The organism is Spiroplasma endosymbiont of Lariophagus distinguendus, assembly GCF_023846195.1.
Lineage (GTDB): Bacteria > Bacillota_I > Bacilli_A > Mycoplasmatales > VBWQ01 > Spiroplasma_E.
In genome coordinates this window covers 1-5,174 of sequence record NZ_JALMUW010000066.1, presented here as the reverse complement: position 1 = coordinate 5,174, position 5,174 = coordinate 1, and the positions used below count along the sequence as shown (strand labels likewise).

General features: G+C 25.6%; 4 protein-coding genes. All 4 read right to left on the bottom strand.

The features are described from left to right. Positions 1-1,761 (bottom strand): PTS transporter subunit EIIC (locus M0D11_RS05155; RefSeq protein ID WP_252320714.1); only part of this gene is annotated, 1,761 nt, incomplete at its 3' end. A gap of 441 nt (positions 1,762-2,202) precedes the next feature. Next, positions 2,203-3,531: a ribosome biogenesis GTPase Der gene (gene der / locus M0D11_RS05150; protein WP_252320712.1), complete on the bottom strand. Its 1,329-nt coding sequence runs from the start codon at positions 3,529-3,531 to the stop codon at positions 2,203-2,205. 27 nt (positions 3,532-3,558) lie between these two features. After that, a complete protein-coding gene (gene cmk / locus M0D11_RS05145) occupies positions 3,559-4,230 on the bottom strand; it encodes a (d)CMP kinase (protein WP_252320710.1) in 672 nt (223 codons plus the stop codon). Positions 4,231-4,246: 16 nt separating this feature from the next. Continuing rightward, positions 4,247-4,903, bottom strand: a complete 657-nt coding sequence (locus M0D11_RS05140; protein WP_252320708.1) for a hypothetical protein — start codon at positions 4,901-4,903, stop codon at positions 4,247-4,249. Positions 4,904-5,174 lie beyond the last annotated feature (271 nt).

Sequence of the window (5,174 nt, the reverse complement as noted above, 5' to 3'; positions counted from 1 at the left end):
GTTCATTATTGCATTGGCTACATGTTCAACATCGGTACCAATAACAATTTGCAAAGCTTCTTTATTCAAAATTTTAGTACCAAATGCTCCTGCGGCCTTAACTTTTGCCAAATTAACACGTGATGTATCTTTAACAATCAAACGTAACCTAGTAGCACAATTATCAATTTCAACAAAATTATCTGCACCAATTGCTTCAATTAATTTTGTTGCCATTAATGTATATTTATCACTTTTAAGATTTTTATTGCTTAACTCTGATTTTGTTGTTACTTTATTTTCTTCAACACCAAAATCTTCTTCTCTTCCTGGTGTTTCAATATTCATTTTAGTAATTAATGTATAAAATACAATAAAATAAACTCCACCAGCAGCCACAATTAATAATAATACTCATAGTGGATTTGAAGTAATATGATAAGCACCTGTAGCATGATTAGCAAATCCTCATGATTGAGCAAAAGAAATGCAATAGTCAATAATTCCAGCACTAAAACCAAAACCAACTTGAATATGTAATGCTGTCGTTATTGCAATAAATATCCCTGTTAATAAGGCATGAATTACTAATAATAATGGAGCAATAAATACAAATGAAAATTCAATTGGTTCAGTGATTCCACTAATAAAAGAAACTAAAGCAACTCCTCCTAAAAATCCTGATACCATTTTTCTATTTTCTTTTTTAGCTGCCATAATCATAGCTAAGGCAGCAGCGGGAATACCACCCATCATAATAGGAAAGAAACCTGATTGAAAAAATCCAGATCCTTCAATACCTCTAGTAAAAGCATTAATGTCTCCATTTACTCATTCCGTTGTTCCAGATGCAGCACCTGTAATTGGAGATATTATCTGACCATTAATTGGTAATTGAAATCAAAAAAAAGTATTTAAGATTTGATGTAATCCAAAAGGTAATAATAAACGATTTAATATTCCATAAACTGCTGTTCCTGGAATAGCAACTGCTGGATTATTTGGATTAGCAACTAATTGACCAAATTTCATTAATACTAATTGAATTCATGGTCAAACAATAGCAAATGCCAAAGCAGTGGGAATAGTTATTGCTAAAGCCACCATTGGTGCAAATCTTCTACCACCAAAGAATGATAATGCTTGAGGAAGTTTAATTTCTTTATATTTATTATATAAAACTGCAGATAAACACCCCGCTACAATTCCACCAAAAACACCAATGTTTAATACATAAATACCACCGATAATAGTTTTACCATCTGTTCCAAATTCTTCTACATAAAATAATGACGAAAATTTTTCACCTTTACTTGATGTAAAAGTTAAAACATTTTTATATAACATTTCTGGTAATGAATGTTCAATTGACGTCATTGCAGATATTGCCAAATAAAATACTGCTCCAACTAATGCAGCTTCACCACGATGATCTTTAGCTAAACCAAATGCTAAACCTAAAGCAAATAATAATGGTAAATTATCAAATACTATTTTTCCTGGTTGTTGAATAATATATGAAATTCAATAACCCACTTCATTAGTAACATGCATAACACCAGCATCAGTTGTAGTAGTAAATGTAAGCCCTAATGCTCCAAATCTGTTTAAAATAGCAGCGAATGGTAATACTGCAATTGGAAATTGTAATGCTTTACCTAAGTCTTGTAAAAATTTTAAAACATTATTTCAAGGACTTTTTTCTTTTGAGGTTTTTAATTCAATATTACTATTTTTTGTTTGATTTTTCTCTTTATGTTTTTTTCAGAAAACTAAACCCATATTTTAACCCCTTCCTAAAACTTTTTCTTAATTTTTCAAAATTAAAACATTGAACTTATTGAAACTGATAATAGCACAATGGCACCAACTGTTGCACAAAACATTAAAAATATATAAAGAGCTTTATTTCAAAAATGAAAAACTTGATATGTAACTTTTTTTGGTTTAAATAAAAATTGCTCGTTAATCAGGCTCCTTTCTTTACGTAATTTTCTTTTAAATAAAAAAAACACAAGAAAAATAATACCAATACAAATCAAACCAATGATAAACATTATTCACATTGCCGATGTTGATAAACTTTTATTGTGCGACTCTAATGTTAAAAAATTTAGCATAATCATTTACACTTTCTAATCATTAGTTTTTTATCTTAATAAATATTATTATACAATAAATTTTTCTTAAATAAATATAATCACAAAATTTTACACTTTTTTATTATTTATTATACAATGACTTACGCATTCTAAATCTTAATTTAATTGGTACACCCTGAAAACCAAATCGTTCACGAATTTGATTAATTAAAAAACGTTCATAAGAAAAATGACATCGTTGTGGATCATTGACCATTAAGATAAAAGTAGGCGGATTTTTTTCAACCTGTGTTGTGTAATATATCTTTAATCTACCACCTTTAAAGTAGGGCGGCTCATTAATTAATTGAGCTTTATTAATTATTTCATTAAGAATACTTGTTTTAATTCTTAAATTCATATTAACTAATACTTCATTAATAGTAGCAAATAAAGTATGAATTCTAGTATTTTCTAAAGCAGATAAATATACAACAAAACAATACTCAAGGTATTTAAATTTTTCTTTTATTTTTTTAGTAAACTCTTGCATTGTTTTTTCATTTTTTTTAACTAAATCTCATTTATTAACAATAATAATAACTGGCTTATCTAAATTTTTTGCCATTCCTGCTATTGTTAAATCTTGTTCTTGAATTTCAACACTACCATCTAATAAAAACAAAACAATATCACTACGTTCAATAGCATTAGTAGTTCTAATTAAACTATATTTTTCTAAATCTTCAGTAATTTTTCCTTTTCTACGAATTCCAGCAGTATCAATAACACAATATTGTTTTTTATTATAAACAAAATTACTATCAATAGCATCAGTTGTTGTTCCTGCTATTGGTGAAACAATAACTCTATTCTCTTGAAGAATAGTATTAACTAAACTTGATTTACCAACATTGGGACGACCAATAATTGCTAAATTAATATGTTCTTTCTTTTCTGTATGAACCTCTTTTGGTAACTTAGTAATTATCATATCTAATAAATCACCAAAACCAACACCATGACTAGCAGATACTAAAATTGGTTCGCCAAAGCCAACTTTTAAATAATCATAAATTTTATCATTATCGTTTTGAACATTATCATATTTATTTGCAATAATAATAACCGGTTTCTTAGTTCTGTATAATAATTTGGCAATATCTTCATCTTCGTGAGTTAAACCTTCTTGATAAGAACAAACAAATAAAACAATATCAGCCTCAGCTAAAGCAATATTAACTTGTTGATTGATTTGTTGAGTAAAATTAGTAATCGTTTTAGTAATACCACCCGTATCAATAATCACAAAATTTTGTGTTAATCATTCACCAATGCCATAAATTCGATCTCTAGTTGCTCCAGGCATATCTTCAATTATTGCTACTTTTTTTTGTAATATACGATTAAAAATTGAAGATTTACCAACATTAGGGCGTCCTACAATTACTACTTTTGGTAACTTATTCATTTTATTCAAATCCTTATATTTAAAATATTATTTTTTATGACTAAAGTAATTATCATATAAAACTTTTAATTTATCAACGGTCGTTTGTAAATTATAATCACTATTATCTAAAATAACTGCATCTTCAACAATTACTAGTTGACCAGTGCTACGAGTTTTATCAACATTATCACGAATTACCATATCGTTATATACTTGTTCTTGTGTAATATTAATACCCTCTTTAATATACTGTTTATATCTTCTTTCACTACGAGCGTGTAAACTAGAAGTTAAAAAAATCTTTAATTGAGCATCAGGTAAAACAACACTACTAATATCTCTGCCAACGACAATAAAGCCTTGACTTCTAACCATTTCTTGAATTCTAGCAACCATAACTTTTCTAACTTCAGATAACGAAGCAATTATTGGTACTTTACTAGTAACATTTTTATCATAAATTTCTTCTGTTGGTGGTTGATCATTAAATAAAAAATGACCATTAACTCATCTTATATCAAAAAGTTGTAATGCTGCAAGTATTAAATCTTCACTTTCAAAAGCAATTTTATTTTTTAAACAATAATTAGTAAAGCTACGATACATAATTCCTGTATCCATAAATTGATAATCAATTTTTTTAGAAAGCAAATATGCAGCTGCTGATTTACCACTAGCTGCTGGACCATCTATTGCAATATTAATCTTTGGGTACATTGTTTTTCTCCATTCTCTACTTAATAAATAATATTAATGATAATACTAACACGACTATTAAAATTAAACAAATAATGATAATACTAAATACTGTTAAACTTCACTTATAGTTATTCTTAATTTTAACTTTTTGTAATTCATCTTGAAAATTATTATGTTCTTGATTAATTTCTTTTAGTTCTTTATTAAGATCACTATTATTTATTTTATACTTTTTATATTTAAATTCTAAATTTTTAACAAAATTTTTGACATCATGAATTTTACTTTCTAAGTCTTTTTGAAATTCATTTATTTTATTATGCATACTATTAATTAACGTTTGATATTCTAAGTTAGTACTTATTAATGGCACATCAACTATTTCAAAATCAATATTTTCACTATATTTTTTTAAAATATTATTAATATTTTCTAACATATTTTCCAATATTAATTTATCATTATCATCTAAATGTTGTTCATTATTTTTAATAAAATAATTTTCAAAATTAACTAAATTTAAATCAGAATTTAATTTTTGAAAAATTGGCTCAAAATATGATTTATCAATTTTTATTAGTTGCTGATAATAATTTTCTATTTTTTGTTCTTGTTCTCAAAGCTTACTATTTTCTTTAATTTCTTTAGCAATTTGTTCACGTAAACTTTTATATTTTTCCATTCTTGTCATTAAAGCACCCACAAATTAATATTTAAAAAATTCCAATATTGATTTATTTTTAATAGTAATGATAATTTTCTTGATTATAACATAAATATATAAAATCATTATAATATACAAATTTAACTATTGATAATATTGATAATATTTTAAAAAATAATTGTTTTTACTTAGTTTTCTTTTAAACATTATTAAAATAAAATATTAGAAAAATTTATATTTTTATGCAGGCATTATTTTTTTTATTGTATATTCTTTTTTTCAATTATAGACTTAAATG